Below are 18,892 nucleotides of genomic sequence, written 5' to 3'. Positions count from 1 at the left end.
ATCGGCGCTATAAAACGGTCAGCGCCTGTTCACCCACTCATTCGCCCACTCATTCACCCAGATACGCCGCCCGCACCTTCGGATCGTCGAGCATCTGCTTCGCGTCACCCGACATCGTCACCAGACCCGAGTCCATCACGTAGCCGCGATTGGCCGCCTGCAACGCGAGACGCGCATTCTGCTCGACCAGCAGCACCGTCATCCCTTCAGCCGAAATCGCCCGCACCACTTCGAAGATCTTCTCGACCATGATCGGCGACAGACCCATCGACGGTTCATCGAGCAGCAACAGCTTCGGCCGCGAAATGATCGCGCGCGCCATCGCCAGCATCTGCTGTTCGCCGCCCGACAACGTGCCCGCGAACTGCGTCGCACGTTCCTTCAGACGCGGGAAGAAACCGAACATGCGCTCGACGTCCGCCTTGATGCCGTCCGTATCCGTGCGCAGATAAGCGCCCATCTGCATGTTCTCGACGATCGACATGCGCGCAAAAATACCGCGGCCTTCCGGCACCATCGCAAGTCCGCGCTTGAGCAGCAGATGCGCCGGAATACCCTTGATCGACTCGCCCATGTACTCGATGTCGCCGATCGTGTACGGCTTCAGACCCGTGATCGCCTTCATCGTCGTGGTCTTGCCCGCGCCGTTCGCGCCGATCAGCGTGACCAGCTCGCCCTGCGCGACTTCGAGATCGATACCTTTGACTGCCTGAATGCCGCCGTAATTGACCTGCAGGCCCTTGATTTTCAACATTGCTTGCGTCGTGGACATCAGTGGACTCCCGCACCCAGATAAGCTTCGATCACCTTAGGATCCTTCTGCACGTCTTGCGGCAGACCTTGCGCAATCACCTTGCCGTAGTCGAGCACCGTCATCTGGTTGCACAGACCCATCACGAGTTTCACGTCGTGTTCGATCAGCAGGATCGTCTTGCCGTCCGTGCGGATCTTGTCCAGCAACCTCGTGAGTTCGACCTTTTCCGTCGCGTTCATGCCGGCGGCCGGTTCGTCGAGCGCGAGCAGTTTCGGATCCGTGGCCAGTGCGCGGGCGATTTCCAGACGACGCTGGTGACCATACGACAGATTGCGCGACGTGTAGTCCGCGTACTGCGCAATGCCGACGTATTCCAGCAGTTCGATCGCGCGCTCCTTGATCTCGCGCTCTTCCTTGCGCTCCGACGGCGTCTGGAACACCGCGCCGAGCAGCCCGTGCTTCGTGCGCACGTGGCGCCCGACCATCACGTTTTCCAGCGCGGTCATCCCGCCGAACAGACGGATGTTCTGGAACGTGCGCGCGATACCCGCCTTGGCCACCTGATAGACGGCGGTCGGCGTGTACGGCGTGCCGTCGAGTTTGAACTCGCCCGAATCCGGCGTGTACAGGCCCGTGATCACGTTGAAGAAGGTTGTCTTGCCGGCGCCGTTCGGGCCGATCAGGCCATAAATCTGGCCGGACCGGATCTCAAGCCCGACGTCCGACAGCGCCTGCAAACCGCCGAAGCGCTTGTTCACGCCCTTGACGGACAGTCGAATGTTGTCGCTCATATTTTTCTCCCTTACGCCCGCACCGGCTTCTTGCCGCTGCGCTTCGCCAGTTTCGCAATCTTGTCTTCGTGCTTCGGCGACGGCCACAGGCCTTCCGAGCGGTACAGCATGATCACGACCATCGCGAGGCCGTACAGCAACTGACGGATCACTTCGGTGTCGACGATTTCATGGCCGAAGATCGCGTTCTGCAGCGGACCCATCGTCGAGCGCAGGAATTCCGGGAACACGGCGAGCAGCACGGCGCCGAGAATCACGCCGGGAATGTGACCCATCCCGCCCAGCACCACGCACGCGAGCACCACCACCGATTCCCAGAACGTGAACGATTCCGGCGACACGAACCCCTGGAACGAGCCGAACATCGCGCCCGACAGGCCGCCGAACGACGCGCCCATCGCGAAGGCCAGCAGCTTCACATTACGGGTGTTGATGCCCATTGCCTTCGCGGCAATTTCGTCTTCACGGATCGCGGCCCACGCGCGGCCGATACGCGAATGCTGCAGGCGCGTACACACCCAGATCACCAGCAGCGCGCACAGCACGAACAGGTAGTAATACGAGTACACCGACGGGAACTGGAAGCCGAACAGCGAATGAGTCTGCGCGAGACTGAAGCCGCCCACCGACACCGGATCGATCCCCGTGATCCCCTTCGGCCCGTTGGTGATATTCACCGGACGGTCGAGGTTGTTCATGAAAATCCGCACGATTTCCCCGAAGCCCAGCGTCACGATCGCGAGATAGTCGCCACGCAGACGCAAGGTCGGCGCGCCGAGCAGAATCCCGAACAGCGCGGCGAGCGCCATTGCGATCGGCACGATGATCCAGATCGGCGCATGCAGGCCGCCCGGGAACAGGTGCGCGATCCACTCGAACTGCGAGGTCAGGTGCGGCGAGCTCAGCAGAGCCGCGACGTACGCGCCGATCGCGTAGAACGCGATGTAGCCGAGATCCAGCAGGCCGGCGAAGCCGACCACCACATTGAGGCCGAGCGCGAGCATCACGTACAGCATCGCGAAGTCGAGCACGCGAACCCAGTAGTTGCCGCCGGCCGCACCGATGATCATCGGCGCCGCGATCACGAAGACCGCGGTGAGGATGCCGACCGTCAGCGTCTTCGTGAGGTTCTTTTCAGGGATGAGCGTCGTGGACGGCTCGATCGGTTGAATTGAGGTCATGTTTATTTACTCCCAGGATCAGGCGCGATCTGCAACGCGTTCGCCGAGCAGACCCGACGGACGGAACACCAGCACGATGATCAGCACGATGAAGGCGAACACGTCCTGATAGTTACTGCCGAACACCCCGCCCGTGAGGTTGCCGATATAGCCCGCGCCCAGCTGTTCGATCAGCCCGAGCAGCACGCCGCCCACCATCGCGCCGCCGAGATTGCCGATGCCGCCCAGCACCGCCGCGGTAAAGGCCTTCAGCCCAGGGATGAAACCCATGTAGAAGTGCGCATTGCCGTATTCGGATGCGATCATCACGCCGGCGAGCGCGGCCAGTGCCGAGCCGATCATGAAGGTGGCCGAGATCACGAAGTTCGGGTTCACGCCCATCAGCGACGCATTGCCCGGATTCTCGGCGATCGCCCGCATCGCGCGGCCGAGCTTGGTCTTGTGGACCAGCAGCAGCAGGCCGCCCATCACGAGGAACGCCACCACGATGATCACGATTTCGGTCATCGAGATCACGGCGCCCGGCGTCGTGTCGGTGGCCTTGATCACGTTGATCGGGTCGGTGGGCAACAGTTGCGGGAACGGCAGCGGGTTGCGCGACCAGATCATCATCGCGAGCGTTTGCAGCAGGATCGACACGCCGATCGCGGTGATCAGCGGCGCGAGACGCGGCGCTTTACGCAACGGCCGGTAGGCCACCCGCTCGATCGTATAGCCGACCAGCGAGCAGACCACTGCCGCGATGATCAGCGCGATCACGAGCGTCGGCACATTGCCGAGGCCGGGGAAGTGGTTCTGCAGCACGCCGATGGCTGAGAGCGCAACCATCGCGCCCACCATCAACACATCGCCGTGAGCGAAGTTGATGATGCCCAGGATGCCGTAAACCATCGTATAGCCCAGTGCGATGATGGCGTAAACGCTGCCAAGCACCAGCCCGTTGAGGACCTGCTGGATGAAGATATCCATTTAATGCTCCTTAGCCCGTGCGACTGGATTCGCGCTCCTCATCAGCCGGTGGGCGGTGATGCGTTACGGAATCTCAACGGCACTGCGGGTACTGATGTAAAAGACCGGTAAGGGTTATTTCCGCCACCGGTTCGTCCTGACGACTGTGATTCAGTCGCGGCCTCACCTTCTGCGGATGCAAAAACGGCACCGTTGGGTGGTTTCGGTGCCGTCAGGCTGAACGTCCCGTCATCACATCTTCACGACGTCGAGAACCGCTTTCTTGCCGTCCTTGAAGTCGTAAAGCGTAATGGCGCCCTCTTTCAAATCACCCTTGTCGTCGAACGCGATGTGGCCGATTACCCCGTTGTAATCGGTGGACGGCATCGCAGCCAGCACCTTGGGCGCCTCGATCGAATTAGCGCGCTTCATTGCATCGACGATCACGTACACAGCGTCATACGTGAACGGCGCGTAAATCTGCACCGGCGTGTGGAAGCGGTCCACGTACTTCTTTTCGAAGTCCGCTCCCTTGTCCATTTTCGAAAGCGCGAGTCCCGCTTCCGAACAGACCAGGTTCTGCACGGCGATTCCCGCCAGCTCCCCCACCTTGTCGGTACACACGCCGTCGCCGCCAAGGATTTTTGCCCTGATACCGAGCGCTGCCGCCTGTTTGGTAAACGGCCCGCCCGTTGCGTCCATGCCGCCGAACATGATCACGTCCGGCTGAACACTCTTGATCTTCGTGAGGATGGCCCGGAAATCCGTGGCCCGGTCGTTCGTCGCCTCCCGTGCGACGATCTTCGCCCCGCTCGCCTCGACGGTCTTCGCGAATTCGTCCGCGAGACCCTTACCGTAGGCGGTTGCATCGTCCACTACCGCGATGCGTTTGGCGCTCAACGCCTTCGTGGCGTAATTGGCGAGCGCCGGACCTTGTTGTGCGTCTGTCGCGACGACCCGATAGGTCGTCTTGAAACCCTGTTGCGTGTAGGCCGGATTCGTCGACGACGGCGAGATCTGCACGATGCCGGCATCGCTATAGATCTTCGACGCCGGAATCGACACGCCCGAATTCAGATGGCCGACCACCGCCACCACGTGATCGTCGACCAGCTTCTGCGCGACCGCCGTGCCGGTTTTCGGGTCCGCGGCGTCGTCCTGCGCGTCGAGTTCCAGCTGAATCTTGTGACCGTCGATGGTCAAACCCTGCGTATTGATTTCCTCGACCGCGAGACACGCGCCGTTTTCATTGTCTTTACCCAGATGCGCGATGCCGCCCGTCAACGGGGCCGCATGACCGATCTTCACGACAGTCGCTTCGCTTGCCGGTGCCGCTGCCGCCGTGGCCGCCGATGCACCCGCTCCCGCCTCGCCATCCTGTTTCTTGCCGCACGCGGTCAACAGTGCAACCGCGGCCGCGATGGACACGGCGTAAGCAAATCTGACTCGCATTAAGTAGGTCTCCCGCGCCTTGCAAAATCTATTGTCCGGGACCCAGAGGCCTTGAGAACGCGCGCATTGTAACTCCAATTTTGCGACGGGCAATATTGTTGAAGCGACAGGGTTTTCCTGCATTGCAACCCTGTTTTTAATGCTAAATCGGCCAAAAAGTGCAACCCGGTTGCGATTCTTTTTCGTGCATCAGTTGCACCATCGTCGGACCCAATGGCATCAAGTGTTGCGGCGATCCGCGCGGAATGCCCGATTGCGCCGCGCTTTGCGTTAAGTAATACGTTTGTACGGTTATCAACGTGTTCGCACAATTTTAGTGCGCCAAAATTCGACGCAACCGTTTTGCTCATTATTAACGGGGACACATCAGTTGGAAATTAATTAAAACCCGTATCCGGATTCAAAAGAATATCAGTCGGAACGCGTCGGAATCCGCCGTTTTGCATGATCTGACACTTTATATTTAGGTAAGCGGGAAAGCGACGGGCGAAAAAAAGCGCGCCCTCGGGCGCGCTTATCTTTCGAAACTGCAGGCGGATCGTCAGGCAGGCAGACCGAGCCCACGCGGCAGCGGAAAAGCGATGTTTTCTTCGATGCCGTCGAGCGCGCGCACATTGCGCACGCCAAGCTCGCGCAACCGGCCGATCACCGCCTGCGCCAGCGCTTCCGGCGCGGAAGCGCCCGCGGTCACGCCGATCCGGCGCTTGCCTTCGACCCACACCGGATCGATCTGATCGGGCGAATCCACCATATAGGAAGGCACGCCGAGCTTTTCGGCCAGCTCGCGCAGCCGGTTCGAATTCGAACTGTTCGGGCTGCCGACCACGATCACGACGTCACATTGCGGCGCCATGAACTTCACCGCGTCCTGCCGGTTCTGCGTGGCGTAGCAGATGTCCTGTTTCTTCGGCTCACGGATAGCCGGGTACTTGGCCTTCAACGCGCCGATGATCTCGGCGGCGTCGTCCACCGACAACGTGGTTTGCGTGACGAACGCAATCCGCTCGGGATCGGCCAGTTGCAGCGCCTGCACGTCTTCGATGTCTTCGACCAGATGCATGCCCTCGCCGGCCTGGCCCATCGTGCCCTCGACTTCCGGGTGACCCTTGTGGCCGATCATCACGATGTCGAAACCGTCCTGGCGCATCTTCGCGACTTCGATATGTACCTTGGTGACGAGCGGACAGGTCGCGTCGTACACACGCAGACCGCGCGACTCGGCTTCGGCCCGCACTGCTTTCGACACGCCATGCGCGCTGAAAATAACGGTGTTGCCCGCCGGCACTTCTTCCAGCTGCTCGATGAAGATCGCGCCCTTCTTGCGCAGATCCTCGACGACATACGCGTTGTGGACGATTTCGTGGCGCACGTAGATCGGCGAACCGTACAGCTTGAGGGCGCGTTCGACGATCTCGATCGCGCGATCGACGCCGGCGCAAAATCCGCGCGGCTGCGCCAGCAGAATCTCGGCTTCAGCAAGAGTCGTATCCGTGATGCTCATGTTTACAGAATCCCGATGATTTTCACTTCGAACGCCAGCGCCTGGCCGGCAAGCGGGTGATTGAAATCGAACAGCGCGGAGGTTTCGCCGACTTCCTTGAGGACGCCCGCGTAGCGGCCGCCACCCGGCGCGTTGAATTCGACCAGATCGCCCGGCGAAAAATCCTCGCCGATCATGCTGTTCTCACGCAGCGTGGCCAGCGACACGCGCTGGATCAATTCCGGATTGCGGGGACCGAACGCGACGCCCGGGGCTAGCTGAAAGGTCGAATGGTGGCCGACCTTCAAACCCAGCAGAATATCTTCCAGCGGCGGCGCCAGCTGACCGGCGCCGAGCAGCAGCGTGGCCGGCTTTTCGGTAAACGTGTTGATGACTTCGGCGCCATCGGCAAGGGAAAGCCGGTAATGAAGCGTCACGTGTGAACCGGGTTTCACTTCGGAAATGTCGATGATGCTCATGCAATGCTCGCTCAGTCGAAGCGCGCTGCACGCGTGCGCCGCGGGCGCAGTCAACGCGTGTGGCAAACCGTCGGCATGCCGTGCGCAAAGCGCCTATTGTAAGCCACATAGCGGAAGGCGGCTTGGCCGCGTCACGTGCGCCGCCGCACGTTGGCACATCGTAAACAGCAAGGAAGGATAGAGATATGGACGAGCCTGTCTGCACGATTGACGAACCTACGCCCGCTGCGGCGTTGCCCACAACCGGACCACGCGACGCGATGCCACGCGAACCGCCGCACCAGCAACAGCGGCAGCAGTGGCCCGAGGCAACGCCGCCCGTCATACCGTCCGCAAGCGCTGGCGAACGCCAGCCCGCGCGCCGTCGCCGCAGCACCGCACGCGCCAGGTGGCCGAGGAACGACATGCCACGCGAACGGCTGATCGACGGCGGCCCCGGCGTGTTGTCCGATACGGAACTGATCGTGCTGGTGCTCGGCGCGGGCTTGCCTGGCCACAACGTATTCGACGTCGCGCGTGCGTTGCTCGAGCGCTTCGGCTCGCTACGCGCCATGCTCGACGCCGACTACACGGATTTTCAAGGCCTGCGCGGCATCGGTCCGGCGAAAGCCACGCAGTTGCTGGCCATTCTCGAAATGGCGCGGCGCTCGTTGGTCCATAAAATGCGCAAGCGTTCGCTCATGAACTCGCCGGAAGCGGTGGAAGATTATCTGCGGCTCCTGATCGGCGGCCGTCCGCAGGAAATCTTCATAGCGCTGTTTCTCGATGCGCGGCACCGCCTGATCCGTTGCGAAGAATGCGCACGCGGCACGATTACACGCATGGCCGTCTATCCGCGCGAAATCGTGCGGCGCGCGCTGTCGTTGAACGCGGCCAGCCTGATCGTCGCGCATAATCATCCGTCGGGCGAGGTGCAGCCGAGCGCAAGCGACCAGAGCCTGACCCACACGCTGCGCGACGCCCTCGCGTTAATGGACATGCGACTGATCGATCATCTGGTGATCGGCGCCGACAGCACTTATTCGTTTGCCCGCGCGGGTTGGCCCTGACAGAAGGATCACGCGCATCGCGGCACGTCCCCGGGTTGGTCATCGCAAATAAGGTTTGATTTTGCGGCTTTTTTTCCGCTATAATTCCGGTTTGCCTATTTCCAACCCCCTGTTCCGAAGCCACCAAGGCGTTCCGGAAAGGAAAAGCGACTCTGGTTTCGAAACTCGATCGAAACTTCAGCGCGGCTCTTTTCGGGAAACTTTCACGGCGTTCGAACTCAGAATTAGCGTATTAGGAGTGCTCTCATGGCACGCGTATGCCAAGTAACTGGGAAAGCGCCGATGAGCGGCAACAACGTTTCCCACGCGAACAACAAAACCAAGCGCCGGTTCCTGCCGAACCTGCAAAACCGCCGTATTTGGGTGGAAAGCGAAAACCGTTGGGTGCGTCTGCGCGTTTCGAACGCCGGCCTGCGCCTGATCGACAAGAACGGTATCGACGCTGTGCTCGCAGATCTGCGCGCACGCGGTGAAGCCTAAGGAGTAAATCATGGCGAAAGGCGCACGCGACAAGATCAAGCTGGAATCGACCGCAGGTACGGGTCACTTCTACACGACCACGAAGAACAAACGCAACATGCCGGAAAAGATGCTGATCAAGAAATTTGATCCGGTCGTCCGTAAGCACGTTGACTACAAGGAAACCAAGATCAAGTAAATCTTGGCTCCTGCCTGACGAAGGCAAAAGACATGCAAAAAGCCTCGCATTCGTGCGGGGCTTTTTTGTTTTCAGCGTCCACGTTTCTTCACGCGTTTCATTGGCGATCCTGGCAAAAGTCAAACGCCCTATTACGTTCGGCCAGCTTTCCCTGATTCGTCGCGGCGCGTATCCTTTGTCGTTTTAGCGGCATGCACCTCGCATGCCGTCGTCATGGCAAAGAGAAAGACGGAGATGTGGGCGATGGAATTCGATGTGGCGATTGTCGGTAGCGGTCTGGCAGGCTTGAGCGTCGCGCTCAATCTCGCGGAGACCCGGCGGGTTGCGGTGGTCGCCAAGCGATCAATGACAGAAGGCGCGAGCGACTGGGCGCAAGGCGGCATCGCCGCCGTACTCGACTCGGCGGACAGCATCGAGAATCATGTGCGCGATACGCTCGTCGCCGGCGGCGGTTTGTGCGACGAGGCAGCCACGCGCTTCATCGTCGAGCATGGCCGTGACGCGATTCAATGGCTGATCGATCAAGGCGTACCGTTTACGAAAGACGACGCCGCCGAGCTCGGCTTTCACCTGACGCGCGAAGGCGGACACAGCCATCGCCGCATCATTCACGCGGCGGACGCCACCGGCCACGCGGTCGTGGCCACGCTCAGCGAGCGGGTGCGCCGTCACCCTAACATCACCCTGCTCGAAGACCACTACGCGATCGACCTCATCACGTCGGACCGCCTCGGCCTGCCCGGACGCCGCTGCCACGGTCTGTATGCACTCGACCTGCAAAGCGGCCGCACCGTCACGATCGAGGCGCCCCATACCGTGCTGGCCACCGGCGGTGCCGGCAAGGTCTATCTGTACACCACCAATCCCGACACGGCGACCGGCGACGGCATCGCAATGGCATGGCGCGCCGGCTGCCGGGTGGCGAACATGGAGTTCATCCAGTTCCATCCGACCTGCCTGTTCCATCCGTACGCGAAGTCTTTCCTGATTTCCGAAGCAGTGCGCGGCGAAGGCGGCATTCTCAAGCTGCCGGACGGCACTCGCTTCATGCCGCATCACGACGAGCGCGCCGAACTCGCGCCGCGCGACATCGTCGCACGCGCGATCGACTTCGAAATCAAGAAGCGCGGGATCGATTGCGTGTATCTCGATATCAGCCATCAATCGCCCGAGTTCCTGCGCGAGCATTTCCCGACGATCCTCGCGCGCTGTCTGGAGTTCGGCATCGACATCACGAAAGAGCCGATTCCCGTGGTGCCGGCTGCGCACTACACGTGCGGCGGCGTCGTCACCGATCTTGCCGGGCGTACGGATCTCGCGGGACTCTATGCGGTCGGCGAAACGTCCTGCACGGGTCTACATGGGGCGAATCGCCTCGCCAGCAATTCGTTGCTCGAATGCATCGTGATCGGACGCTCCGCCGCTCAAGCGATCGAGCAAGAAGGTTTCAGTGCCGCGGTCCACGCCCCGCTGCCGGATTGGGACGAAAGCCGCGTGTCCGATCCGGACGAAGAAGTCGTGGTCGCCCACAACTGGGATGAACTGCGCCGGCTAATGTGGAATTACGTCGGCATCGTGCGGACAGACAAGCGCCTCGCGCGCGCGAAACATCGGCTCACGTTGTTGCGCGACGAAATCCACGAGTATTACGCGAACTTCAAGGTAAGCCGCGATTTGCTCGAACTGCGCAATCTGGTGGATGTGGCGTCGCTGATCGTCGAAGGCGCACGCTCACGGCGCGAGAGCCGTGGCCTGCATTTCAGCCGCGATTGGCCGGCCACTTTACCCAAAGCATTGCCGACTGTTCTTTCGCCGGAACGGGTACGCAATCGAAACGTGTGAGTCGCATCGCAAACTGATAAAACCGCGGCAAAAGCCGATAAAAAAGCCATCGCCGATTTTCACCAGCGATGGCTTTTCCAGAAACGGCCCGCGCGTTTCGCTCAGACAATCCGCATCGAGTAATCGGTCGCACGCACGTCTTTAGTCAACGCACCGATCGACACGCGGTCGACGCCCGTTTCCGCGATAGTCCGCACCGTGTCGAAATTCACGCCGCCCGACACCTCGAGTACCGCACGTCCGGCGGTAATGCGCACAGCGTCGCGCATCGCATCGAACGAAAAATTGTCGAGCAGGATGGATTGCGCGCGATGCGCCAAAGCGGTTTCCAGTTGCTCGAGCGTTTCGACCTCGACCTGGATCGATACGCCCGCATTCAAAGCAAGCGCCGCATCCATCGCCGCACCGACGCCGCCAGCCGCCGCGATATGGTTTTCCTTGATCAGGATGCCATCGTACAGCGCGAGCCGCTGGTTCGCGCCGCCGCCGACCCGCACCGCGTATTTCTGCGCGAGACGCAAGCCTGGCAGCGTCTTGCGCGTGTCGAGAATGCGCGTTTTCGTGTGCGTGATTGCGTCGACGTAGCGGCGCGTTGCGCTCGCCACACCCGACAACAGTTGCAGAAAGTTCAGCGCATTGCGCTCCGCCGTGAGCAGCGCCCGGACCGGACCGCGCAACTCGCAGACCGTCGTGTCCGCGCTCATCCGATCGCCTTCGCGATAGCGCCACTGAACGTCGATACGCGGATCGACCGCACGCATCACCGCGTTGAACCACGGCACGCCGCACAGCACCGCGTTTTCGCGCACGATGATGCGTGCATCGCGCATGTCGTCCGCCGGGACGAGCCGGCCTGTCTGGTCACCGGCGCCGACATCTTCCGTCAGCGCATCGGCGACATTGCGCGCCAACGCGGCGTCGAATGCCGCGCCGTACTGTGCGTGAATTTCGGCGAACAACGGCGATACCGCACTCGCCTGATTACGCTCAACTGCGCCCTCAACCGCCCCCATCACGCCGCTCCCACGTTCGAATACAGTTGCGTGTCGCGCGCAAGATCGCCGCTCGCCTGCACGCGCTTCTTGTGGCGCGCCGCGAAATCGAGCATCCGGTCGATCGGTAGACGCGCCCGCTCGCCGATAGCACGATCGACAAAAATTTCGTTGTGTCCGCGCTCGAGGACGTCGGCCAGATTGGCCAAACCGTTCATCGCCATCCACGGGCAGTGCGCGCAGCTCTTGCAAGTCGCGCTGTTGCCCGCCGTGGGCGCGGCGATCAGCGTCTTGCCGGGAGCGGCCAGTTGCATCTTGTGCAGGATGCCCAGATCGGTTGCGACGATGAAATGCATCGCGTCGAGCTTCTGCGCGGCGTCGATCAACTGGGTGGTCGAGCCGACCACATCGGCCTGCTCGACCACGTTAGCCGGCGACTCCGGATGCACCAGCACTTTCGCGCCCGGATATTCGGCACGCAGCAGATCGAGTTCAATGCCTTTGAATTCGTCGTGCACGAGACACGAGCCTTGCCACAACAGCATGTCCGCGCCGGTCTTGTTCTGGATATAGCTGCCAAGGTGACGATCCGGCGCCCAGATGATCTTCTCACCGCGCGCATGCAGATCGGCCACGATCTCCAAGCCGATCGACGACGTCACCATCCAGTCCGCGCGTGCCTTGACCGCCGCGCTGGTGTTCGCATATACGACCACCGTGCGATCGGGATGAGCGTCGCAGAAAGCCGAGAATTCGTCCGCCGGGCAGCCCAGATCGAGCGAGCACGTCGCGTCGAGATCGGGCATCAGAATGCGCTTGTCCGGGCTGAGAATTTTCGCGGTTTCGCCCATGAAGCGAACGCCTGCGACCACCAGCGTTTGCGCGTCGTGATCGCGGCCGAAGCGCGCCATTTCCAGCGAATCGGCGACGCAACCGCCAGTTTCGTCGGCGAGTTCCTGCAATTCCGCGTCGACGTAGTAATGCGCGACGAGCACGGCCTTTTCGCGCTTAAGCAACGCTCGGATACGCGCCTTCAGCGCCAGCCGCTCTTCCGCCGACGGCATGTCGGGCACCTTCGCCCACGCCTGCCCGATTCCGCAGGTACCGCTCTGCGCCTGTGGCCGGTCGTATTCGACGGTCCTGATCGCCTGCTGATCCATGATCTCCTCTGCCTTCACTCTGCCGCTGCGGAATCTCAATCGCGTGTGGTTGACGTTTCCGCGGCCCAAAAAGCAAAACCCCGCCAACGCGGGGTTTTGTGACGTAGCGAAATTTTAATGGATTTCGCGATCAAGCATAACGGCGCAATCGAAGTGCGAATTCCTGGAGCGCCTTGATTCCGCTCTGTTCCGCACGATGGCACCAGTCCTGCAACTGAACCAGCAGTTGCTCGCGCGACGCATTCGAACGCTCCCACATTGACGCGAGTTCGTTGCGCATGTCGATGTAGGTCTTGAGCTTCTGGCTGTTCGCGAAAATCTGCGGCAGTTGACGCTTCTGCGGTTCATCCAGACCGGCTTCTTCCTTGTGGAACCAGCTACGCGCACCGCGCATGACCTGGTACTTCTCACGCGCGCCGACTTCCTTCAGATGCGCGAGCTCCTGACGGTATGCACGCTTGAGCGCTTTACCGTAGCGAGCCATGACTTCGTAGCGGTTCGCGAGCACGGCTTGCAGCGTGTCCTGATCGAGCACCAGCTTGCCGGTGGTAAGGCGCGGCGTGGGCGCGATCTTCTTGACCTTGGCCAGACGGAACGCGGACATGATGCGGATGTACATCCAGCCGATATCGAACTCATACCACTTGTTCGACAGCTTGGCCGACGTCGCATACGTGTGGTGATTGTTATGCAGTTCTTCACCACCGATGATGATGCCCCACGGGAAGATGTTGGTGCTCGCATCCGTGGAGTTGAAGTTGCGATAACCCCACCAATGCGCGAGACCGTTGACCACGCCGGCTGCCCAGAACGGAATCCAGATCATCTGCACGGCCCAGATGGTCAGGCCGACCACGCCGAACAGCGCGATGTTCAGCACCATCATCAGGCTCACGCCGAGGATCGGGTACTTCGTGTAGACGTTGCGTTCCATCCAGTCGTTCGGCGTGCCGTGGCTGAACTTGCGCATAGTTTCTTCGTTCTTGGCTTCCGAACGATAGAGTTCCGCGCCTTCGAGCAGCACCTTCCAGATGCCGCGCGTTTGCGGGCTGTGCGGATCTTCTTCGGTCTCGCACTTGGCGTGGTGCTTACGGTGAATCGCGGCCCATTGGCCGGTCAGCATGCCGGTGGTCATCCACAACCAGAACCGGAAAAAATGACTGACGACAGGATGCAACTCCAGCGCGCGGTGCGCCTGGCAGCGATGAAGGTACACCGTCACGCCGATGATCGTGATGTGCGTCGCGACCAGCGTGTACAGCACGAGTTGCCACCACGAAAAGCGAAGCAGGCCGTGGGCAAGGAAATCGAGCAAGGAATTCAACAAGGCAATTTACCTGTGGAACGAGAGACACGAGACACACGCAAAATACGCGTGTCAAGAAAGTGAAAGCATACAGCGGGATTGGACGATATTCTACTTGAAGCGTTCCAAGTGTTTGTAACAAATAGGGATTTTTTGTGCGGCATCAAGGGGGGAGCACGCGCCGGAGCGCGCCTGCCGACCGGCATGCGGCGCCGGACGCCCGTCAGAGGGCCTTGTCCGCCTGATTCGCTGCGGGAGCGGTCATTGTTACCGGACGCGGCATCGCGTCGCCGAGGTTGCCGACATTGCCGACGATCCGCACTTCGCGTTGCGCAAACGGAATCGAGATGTCGTGTTCGGCAAACAGACGCCAGATGTTGCGATTGACCGCCGAACGCACGCCCGACGTGCCGGTAGCCGCGTCTTCGATCCAGAAACCCAGTTCCAGATTGATGCCGTCCGCGCCGAAGCTGGCCAGATAAGGCGTGGGCGCCGGCTCCTGCAGCACGCGCGGCACGTCCTGCGCGGCCTCGGCGAGAAGCGCCATGGCCTGCTCGACGTTCGACGTGTACGCGACCTGCACCGCCAGCTTCGCGTAGCCGCGAGTCAGATACGAGGACTGGTTCTGCACCACGTCCGTAATCAGTTTTTCGTTCGGAATCAACGTTTCGATGCCGTCCAGACCGCGCACCACCGTATAGCGCGTGCGGATCTGCGTCACCTGGCCTTGCAGGCCGCTCACGTTGATCGTGTCGCCGATACGCAGCGAGCGGTCGATCAGGATGATGAAGCCCGACACATAATTGCTGGCGATCTTCTGCAAGCCGAACCCAAGCCCGACGCCCAGCGCGCCGCCGAACACGCCCAGCACGGTGATGTCGATCCCCACCAGCGACAGGCTCACCAGCACCGCCGCCAGCAGCAGCGCCGCGCGACCGACGCGCGCCACCACCACTTTCAGATTGGCGTCGAGGGTGGCCGAGCGGATCAGGCGCTCTTCGAACGCCGAGCCCAGCCACATCGCGACGACCATCGTCACGCACACCCACAACAGCCCGCTGGTGAGCGACAGCAGCGTCATGTGGGCATTGGCGACGCGGAAATGCACGCTGCCCATCCACGCGATCACGTCGTCCTGGATGCCCATGACCGTGAGCACCATGCCGATCCAGACCACCAGCGAAACGATCTTTTCGACGAGGAACAGCCACGGCTGCGTCTCGCCGTTCTGGCTGAAAACCCGTCGCGCGAAAAAAAACACGATGTAGATCAGGCCGATGCCGAAAAGCGGCACCAGCGCCAGATCGAGCAACGCGGTGTGCATGAACTGGCCGGTGACCGTGCGCGCAATCCAGACAAGCGCCGCGCCGATCAGCGGGAAGAACGCGCGGTTCAGGCTTTCCGCGCCGAAGCGCAGCGTCTGGTAACGCGTCTGACGGCGCAGATCGAGCCCCCGCCGCAGCACGCGCGCGAGCAGCCACGCGAGCACCAGCGTGCCGAGCAGCACGCCGACCTGCCAGAGCATCACGGGCTGCCCGAAGTCGTGCGCGAGGTCGCCGAACATATGGAAAAAGATGCGGTTTTGCATGATGTCGCTGAAATCGCCGGCGGGTTCGGGAATAGCCAGACTAACCTGCAACCCCGAACCCGCCGGCCGAAAGCCCGTTGCGCTTAGCTCTGGCGTTCCAGCACGGCTGCGAAGAAGCCGTCGGTAGCGTGGCGGTGCGGCCACAGCGACAGGTAATCGCCCATTTCGAGGTCGATACGCTGTTCGGCCAGCACGTCACGCGCGGGCACGAGGGCGAAATCCGGGTGGTCGGCAAGGAACTGCTGCACGACGGCTTCGTTTTCCGCTTCGAGGATCGAGCAGGTCGCGTAGACAAGCCGGCCGCCCTTCTTCACCAGACGCGACGCGCTCGCCAGAATCGACGCCTGTTTCGGCGCCAGTTCGGCCACCGAGTCCGGCGACTGGCGCCACTTCAGATCCGGATTGCGGCGCAGCGTGCCGAGGCCGCTGCACGGCGCATCCACCAGCACGCGGTCGATCTTGCCGGCAAGGCGCTTGATCTTCGCGTCGTGTTCGCTGTCGATCAGCACCGGATTCACGTTCGACAGACCGCTGCGCGCGAGGCGCGGCTTGAGCTTGGCGAGGCGCCGCTCGGAAATGTCGAACGCGTACAGACGCCCCGTGGAGCGCATTGCCGCGCCGAGCGCGAGCGTCTTGCCGCCTGCACCCGCGCAGAAGTCGACGATCATCTCGCCGCGCTTGGGTGCGACCAGCGAGCACAGCAACTGGCTGCCTTCGTCCTGCACTTCGACCCAGCCGTGCTGGAACGCGTCGAGTTTGGTGAGCGGCGGCTTGCCGACCACCCGCACGCCGAACGGCGCGAACGGCGTCGCGCCGGCTTCGATGCCGGCCTTCGACAGCGCGCCCAGCACGTCGTCGCGGCTCGCCTTGATCGGGTTCGCGCGCAGATCGAGCGGCGCCGGATAGTTCAGCGCGGCGGCCAGCTGCGCCAGCTCGGCGGCTTCGAAACGCTTCGTCAGCGCCTGATAGATCCAGTCGGGCAGGTTCAGGCGAATCCGCAGCGGCAGGCTTTCGGGGTCGATCTTCGACACGTGCTCGAGCCACGTCGATTCCGATTCCGACACGAACGGCTTGAGCGCCGTGCGGCCGGCTGTTTGCATCAGGCCCAGCAAGGCCATCCGGCGCGCCGGACTGCCCGCGCCGCTTTCGGCCAGATGCGCGAACTCCATCCGGCGGCGCAGCACCGCGAACACGGCTTCGGCGATCACACCGCGCTCGCCGTGCCCGAGCTTCGGGTGCGCGCGGAAGAAGCGGCTCGTGGTGGCGTCGGCCGGGCCGTTCAGTCTCAGGACTTCAGCCAGCAAAGTCTCGGTTTGTCCAATCAAAAAACCATGCAATCTCATGCGCCCTCTCCGGCGGTGTGACCGGCAAAGAGCCATTGCGGCTCCGGCGGCGTAAGCGTGACGCGCAGGCCGTCGAGAGCAAGGCGCCCTTCGACGAACCAGCGCACCGCGCGTGGATAAATAATGTGTTCGGTTGCCAGCACGCGTTCGGCGAGCATGGCGGCGGTATCGCCGGCTGCCACGGGAACCGCCGCCTGCGCGACGATCGGCCCGTGATCCAGTTGCGACGTGACAAAATGCACCGACGCGCCGTGCAGCCGCACACCGGCGTCGAGTGCCTGTTGATGGGTTTTCAGGCCCGGAAAGCTCGGCAGCAGCGACGGGTGCACGTTCAGCATGCGCCCGGCGTAATGGTCGACGAAGCCGGCCGTGAGCACCCGCATGAAGCCCGCGAGCACCACCAGGTCGGGCGCGAACGCATCGATTTCGCGTGCAAGCGCGGCGTCGAAGCTGTCGCGGTCGGGAAACTGGCGGTGGTCGACCACCGCCGTGGCGATACCGTGCGATGCCGCGAACGCAAGGCCCGCAGCATCAGGACGGTTGGCAATCACGGCGGCGATTTGCGCCGGCCAGGCCTCGTGCGAGCAGGCTCGCACGACGGCTTCCATGTTGCTTCCCCGTCCGGAAATCAGGATGACGAGTTTTTTCATCCGCGGATTTTATCATTCGGGGACCCCGAAACCGCGACGCGCCGCCGTCTCATGCGCCGAGCGTTTATAATCGTTTATTTTGCGGCACCCCGGCCGCCCTACCTCAAACCCGCTATCGTGAGAGTCTTCCGCGGTCTTCCCAATGCTGAGAGCCGCGCGCCCTGCGCGCTGACCATCGGCAATTTCGACGGTGTCCACCGCGGCCATCAGGCGTTGCTCGCCCACGTGCGCGCCGCCGCCGATGCCCGCGGCCTGCCCGTCTGCGTGATGACTTTCGAGCCGCACCCGCGCGAATTCTTCAATCCGGCCGGCGCGCCGCCGCGTATCGCGATGCTGCGCGACAAGCTGGAGGCGCTGCGCACCCACGGCGTCGACCGCGTGGTGGTCGAGCACTTCAATCACACTTTCGCCAGCCAGTCGCCCGATACGTTCGTCGAACGGATCATCGTCAACGGGCTGCATGCGCGCTGGGTGATGATCGGCGACGATTTCCGCTACGGCGCAAAGCGCGCCGGCGATTTCGGGTCGCTACAAGCCGCGGGTCAGCAATACGGGTTCGAAGTCGAACAGATGGCCACGGTCGCCGATCCGTCGGGCGCGCGCATTTCCAGCTCGGGCGTGCGCACGGCGCTGGTGGCAGGCGACCTCGATGCGGCGCGCGCCGCGCTCGGCCGCGACTACCTGATTAGCGGCCATGTCGTGCACGGCATGAAGCTCGGCCGCGACCTCGGTTTCCCCACGCTCAATCTGACGATCGCGCACAAGCGCCCGGCGCTCGCCGGTATTTTCGTCGTGCGCGTGCACGGCGTGGCGGACGAACCGCTGCCGGGTGTCGCGAGCCTCGGCCTGCGCCCCACGGTCGACGATTCCGGGCGCGTGCTGCTCGAAGTGCATCTGCTCGACTGGCATGGCGACGCGTATGGCAAACTCGTGCGCGTCGAATTCCTGAAGAAGCTGCGCGACGAGGAAAAGTACGTCGACCTCGACACGCTGACTGCCGCGATTTCGCGTGACGTCGCCAATGCCCGCGCGTGGTTCGCGGCCGTCGGCGCCGGCGCGCCGGGCAGCCGTTCCACCGGTTTCGCCACCTCGGCCACCGACCGAATTAGATAACCGCCGCGGTACGTGCCGGCGCTGTCCGCGCTGTCCGTGCCCTCGCTGCGCGCATCGAAGGGCGTCCGTGGATCACGCGACATGCCTGCCGGGCGCGCCCCACGCC

At 62.4% G+C, this 18,892-nt stretch carries 18 protein-coding genes; 5 read left to right on the top strand and 13 right to left on the bottom strand.

The features are described 5' to 3' along the window. Positions 1-49 precede the first annotated feature (49 nt). The 7 genes from PQQ51_RS01725 to PQQ51_RS01695 all read right to left on the bottom strand — a co-directional run bounded on the left by PQQ51_RS01725 (position 50) and on the right by PQQ51_RS01695 (position 7,085). On the bottom strand, positions 50-754 hold the full coding sequence (locus PQQ51_RS01725; RefSeq protein WP_408494294.1) for an ABC transporter ATP-binding protein: 705 nt from the start codon (positions 752-754) through the stop codon (positions 50-52). 17 nt (positions 755-771) lie between these two features. After that, positions 772-1,545 carry an ABC transporter ATP-binding protein gene (locus PQQ51_RS01720; RefSeq protein ID WP_408494276.1) on the bottom strand — a complete coding sequence of 258 codons (774 nt, stop codon included), beginning with the start codon at positions 1,543-1,545 and terminating at the stop codon, positions 772-774. A gap of 11 nt (positions 1,546-1,556) precedes the next feature. Beyond that, the gene (locus PQQ51_RS01715) at positions 1,557-2,726 is read right to left on the bottom strand and encodes an ABC transporter permease subunit (RefSeq protein WP_408494274.1); all 1,170 of its coding nucleotides are present in this window, start codon (positions 2,724-2,726) and stop codon (positions 1,557-1,559) included. Positions 2,727-2,744: 18 nt separating this feature from the next. Beyond that, positions 2,745-3,695 (bottom strand): branched-chain amino acid ABC transporter permease, encoded by a 951-nt coding sequence (locus PQQ51_RS01710; protein WP_408494272.1) that lies wholly within the window; start codon positions 3,693-3,695, stop codon positions 2,745-2,747. Between the two features lie 231 nt (positions 3,696-3,926). Continuing rightward, positions 3,927-5,126, bottom strand: coding sequence for a branched-chain amino acid ABC transporter substrate-binding protein (locus PQQ51_RS01705; protein WP_408494270.1), 1,200 nt, complete (start codon positions 5,124-5,126; stop codon positions 3,927-3,929). Between the two features lie 541 nt (positions 5,127-5,667). Further along, positions 5,668-6,627 (bottom strand): 4-hydroxy-3-methylbut-2-enyl diphosphate reductase, encoded by a 960-nt coding sequence (gene ispH / locus PQQ51_RS01700; RefSeq protein ID WP_408494267.1) that lies wholly within the window; start codon positions 6,625-6,627, stop codon positions 5,668-5,670. Between the two features lie 2 nt (positions 6,628-6,629). After that, a complete protein-coding gene (locus tag PQQ51_RS01695; RefSeq protein ID WP_408494265.1) occupies positions 6,630-7,085 on the bottom strand; it encodes an FKBP-type peptidyl-prolyl cis-trans isomerase in 456 nt (151 codons plus the stop codon). 260 nt (positions 7,086-7,345) lie between these two features. Between PQQ51_RS01695 and radC the strand changes: the two genes are divergently transcribed. The 4 genes from radC (at position 7,346) to nadB (ending at position 10,634) form a co-directional block, all read left to right on the top strand. Continuing rightward, positions 7,346-8,134 carry a RadC family protein gene (gene radC / locus PQQ51_RS01690; protein WP_408494292.1) on the top strand — a complete coding sequence of 263 codons (789 nt, stop codon included), beginning with the start codon at positions 7,346-7,348 and terminating at the stop codon, positions 8,132-8,134. Between the two features lie 246 nt (positions 8,135-8,380). Then, a complete protein-coding gene (rpmB, locus tag PQQ51_RS01685; RefSeq protein ID WP_007180631.1) occupies positions 8,381-8,614 on the top strand; it encodes a 50S ribosomal protein L28 in 234 nt (77 codons plus the stop codon). Positions 8,615-8,624: 10 nt separating this feature from the next. Beyond that, the gene (rpmG, locus tag PQQ51_RS01680) at positions 8,625-8,792 is read left to right on the top strand and encodes a 50S ribosomal protein L33 (protein WP_006050116.1); all 168 of its coding nucleotides are present in this window, start codon (positions 8,625-8,627) and stop codon (positions 8,790-8,792) included. A gap of 243 nt (positions 8,793-9,035) precedes the next feature. Next, on the top strand, positions 9,036-10,634 hold the full coding sequence (nadB, locus tag PQQ51_RS01675) for an L-aspartate oxidase (RefSeq protein ID WP_408494290.1): 1,599 nt from the start codon (positions 9,036-9,038) through the stop codon (positions 10,632-10,634). A 101-nt stretch (positions 10,635-10,735) separates the two neighbouring features. On the opposite strand, the gene nadC is transcribed toward nadB, so the two are convergent. From nadC to purN, 6 genes are all read right to left on the bottom strand, one after another. Then, positions 10,736-11,647 carry a carboxylating nicotinate-nucleotide diphosphorylase gene (nadC, locus tag PQQ51_RS01670; RefSeq protein WP_408494263.1) on the bottom strand — a complete coding sequence of 304 codons (912 nt, stop codon included), beginning with the start codon at positions 11,645-11,647 and terminating at the stop codon, positions 10,736-10,738. Beyond that, positions 11,647-12,786 carry a quinolinate synthase NadA gene (nadA, locus tag PQQ51_RS01665; protein ID WP_408494261.1) on the bottom strand — a complete coding sequence of 380 codons (1,140 nt, stop codon included), beginning with the start codon at positions 12,784-12,786 and terminating at the stop codon, positions 11,647-11,649. The genes nadC and nadA overlap by 1 nt, the downstream gene beginning before the upstream one ends. Before the next feature lie 130 nt (positions 12,787-12,916). Then, entirely contained in the window at positions 12,917-14,113 is a 1,197-nt protein-coding gene (locus PQQ51_RS01660; protein ID WP_408494259.1) for a DesA family fatty acid desaturase, read from the bottom strand. Between the two features lie 202 nt (positions 14,114-14,315). Then, entirely contained in the window at positions 14,316-15,680 is a 1,365-nt protein-coding gene (locus PQQ51_RS01655; RefSeq protein WP_408494257.1) for a mechanosensitive ion channel family protein, read from the bottom strand. An 83-nt stretch (positions 15,681-15,763) separates the two neighbouring features. Continuing rightward, positions 15,764-17,023: an RsmB/NOP family class I SAM-dependent RNA methyltransferase gene (locus tag PQQ51_RS01650; RefSeq protein WP_408494255.1), complete on the bottom strand. Its 1,260-nt coding sequence runs from the start codon at positions 17,021-17,023 to the stop codon at positions 15,764-15,766. Then, positions 17,020-17,673: a phosphoribosylglycinamide formyltransferase gene (gene purN, locus PQQ51_RS01645; protein ID WP_408494253.1), complete on the bottom strand. Its 654-nt coding sequence runs from the start codon at positions 17,671-17,673 to the stop codon at positions 17,020-17,022. Before purN ends, PQQ51_RS01650 begins: the two co-directional genes overlap by 4 nt. Before the next feature lie 117 nt (positions 17,674-17,790). On the opposite strand from purN, the gene PQQ51_RS01640 reads away from it, so the two are divergent. After that, positions 17,791-18,786, top strand: a complete 996-nt coding sequence (locus PQQ51_RS01640) for a bifunctional riboflavin kinase/FAD synthetase (RefSeq protein WP_408494251.1) — start codon at positions 17,791-17,793, stop codon at positions 18,784-18,786. Positions 18,787-18,892 lie beyond the last annotated feature (106 nt).

The organism is Paraburkholderia xenovorans (assembly GCF_046030735.1).
Lineage (GTDB): Bacteria > Pseudomonadota > Gammaproteobacteria > Burkholderiales > Burkholderiaceae > Paraburkholderia > Paraburkholderia xenovorans_A.
This window is presented reverse-complemented; position numbering and strand designations above follow the sequence as displayed.